Consider the following 1,776-nt stretch of genomic DNA (forward strand, 5'->3'; position numbering starts at 1 on the left):
TAAATGACTGCCCATTTGGAAAGCTTATATGAAAAGCGTTTGTGCAGTTCCGGCAATGCCTTTTTTAAGAACAATCCGGCAAAAAAGTAGGACGCCAACAAAAACAAGGTCGAGAAAATGATGGAAAACAAGGCGTATCCCTGGATGGGGAAAGTCACCAGCATTCCTGCCAGTGTGAATTGTGTAAAAATAAATATACTCCGGTAGGATTTTGAAACCCCTGCCGGAGCAAGGTAAAATTTATAAAGGAGTGTTGTAAGTGCCACATACACCCAGCCCAGCAAGGCAATGTGAGAGTGGGTATGAACCAGAAAACGGTATTCAGCAGGGAAGTCAATTTGAACAAACAGGCGTAAGATTGCGCCCAGCAATGCAGCCAGTAAAAAGTAGAACACCGCAAGTCTGATGTGTTTGTTAAGGGGCAGTCTCACGTAGTTTTGGCTTGATTGTCATCACTTTCTGAGCCACAATACGGGCAGGGCTCCACTACATCACCCTTTAGCCGTATTCCATCGATGTTCTTTTTTACAAACTCCTGAACCAGCATATAGCTGTCCTTGTGATTGTTCACATCAATTTGTTTGTCTTTAAACAGGGTTCTTATTTTTCCGTCATATCCCTGATAGCCCCAGCACATTGCACAAATTCCTTCAGGGGCTTTGTCTTTGGTCTCCTCTTCCGGTTGTTTGAAAAAGTTAAGGATTGATTCTGCAAGATCCATAACAACGGGTTTTGATTAAAGTTTTTGAGTGATTTTAGCTTTCAGGGTGTCGGCATACATGCCAAATGCGTTTACAACCAATCCTTTGATGTTGTGTTTTTTTGAAGAAATGGCCATGACAATCATTTCATCGCCGGGGTCTGTCATGCCTTCAAACCTGTAGAGTTCATCAATTACAAATGCGTCAGGGGTTAATTCAACAACCGGTGCATTGCAAATCAAACAATTTTTATCGGCATCACTTGAAAAATTGGCCGTATACCCCCTCTTTTTCAAATCTTCCATGGCTTCTGTCACGGTATCGTATGACTTTGGAACTGACATATTAAATGTTCATTTTTACGCACCTATAAAAGTACACATTTATTTCCAGAATTCATCTTCCCACACTTCGCAACCAACATGTTCTTCATGAATTGACTTCAGCAGTTCAAGTTCCTTTTCGGTTGCTACTTCCTGAATGGCATTGAACAAGATGCGTTCTTCAAAACGAATGTGGTCATTGATTAGTCGTTCAATTTCAGAAAGGATAAGTGAAACATCTTCCTGACTTTCAAAAAGTGTTTTAAGTTTTTGATGTTCTTCCAAGGCTTGTTGTACCATAGTATTTTCATTTCCAAGGATGGGAAAAATAAACTCCTCTTCGGTTTTAAAATGGATTTTCAATTGGGAGTTCCAAAACCAGTCGGTATATTTTTTTATACGTATGGGGTCAATCCCCAGTGAAAACCCTTTTTTGATTTTCCAGCTGAGCAGTAGACCGTGGTGGTGATCTCGGCTCCAGGGTTGCAGGGCTTGGTGTCTTTTTATGGGTTTGTTCATTCTTAACGAAATGAGAAAAAAAACGGCGAAGTTGTTTAAAGCTTCACCGTTTTGTTATGGTTTAAATTTTTACGGTCAAGACCGGGATGTGTGAGGTGTTTGCCAGGTCTTCGCCCACACTGCCGGCGAGCAGCTTGTTGATTCCTTTTCTTCCGTGGGTGGGAATGGCAACCATATCTGCATCCAGCATATCGGCTGCATTCAGGATTCCATCGGTAACTGAATAGTCGTTG

4 protein-coding genes and 1 pseudogene are annotated in these 1,776 nt (G+C 41.6%); all 5 read right to left on the reverse strand.

Annotation, left to right across the window (positions count from 1 at the left end):
• Positions 1–431, reverse strand: a pseudogene (locus AC6F75_RS06690) (hypothetical protein); the annotation flags it as partial.
• Complete coding sequence (locus AC6F75_RS06695; protein WP_500714182.1) at positions 428–721, reverse strand: hypothetical protein; 294 nt, start codon at positions 719–721, stop codon at positions 428–430. The pseudogene AC6F75_RS06690 and the gene AC6F75_RS06695, both read right to left, overlap by 4 nt.
• Before the next feature lie 15 nt (positions 722–736).
• On the reverse strand, positions 737–1,045 hold the full coding sequence (locus AC6F75_RS06700; protein WP_500714183.1) for a phosphoribosylpyrophosphate synthetase: 309 nt from the start codon (positions 1,043–1,045) through the stop codon (positions 737–739).
• A gap of 39 nt (positions 1,046–1,084) precedes the next feature.
• The gene (locus AC6F75_RS06705; protein WP_500714184.1) at positions 1,085–1,543 is read right to left on the reverse strand and encodes a hemerythrin domain-containing protein; all 459 of its coding nucleotides are present in this window, start codon (positions 1,541–1,543) and stop codon (positions 1,085–1,087) included.
• 61 nt (positions 1,544–1,604) lie between these two features.
• Positions 1,605–1,751, reverse strand: coding sequence for a universal stress protein (locus tag AC6F75_RS06710; RefSeq protein ID WP_500714185.1), 147 nt, complete (start codon positions 1,749–1,751; stop codon positions 1,605–1,607).
• Positions 1,752–1,776 lie beyond the last annotated feature (25 nt).

The organism is Planktosalinus sp. (assembly GCF_059864935.1).

What these genes read in the sequence shown, in the direction of transcription:
- AC6F75_RS06695 (WP_500714182.1), bottom strand. Translation starts at nt 721, where the DNA reads ATGGATCTTGCAGAATCAATCCTTAACTTTTTCAAACAACCGGAAGAG.
- AC6F75_RS06700 (WP_500714183.1), bottom strand. Translation starts at nt 1,045, where the DNA reads ATGTCAGTTCCAAAGTCATACGATACCGTGACAGAAGCCATGGAAGAT.
- AC6F75_RS06705 (WP_500714184.1), bottom strand. Translation starts at nt 1,543, where the DNA reads ATGAACAAACCCATAAAAAGACACCAAGCCCTGCAACCCTGGAGCCGA.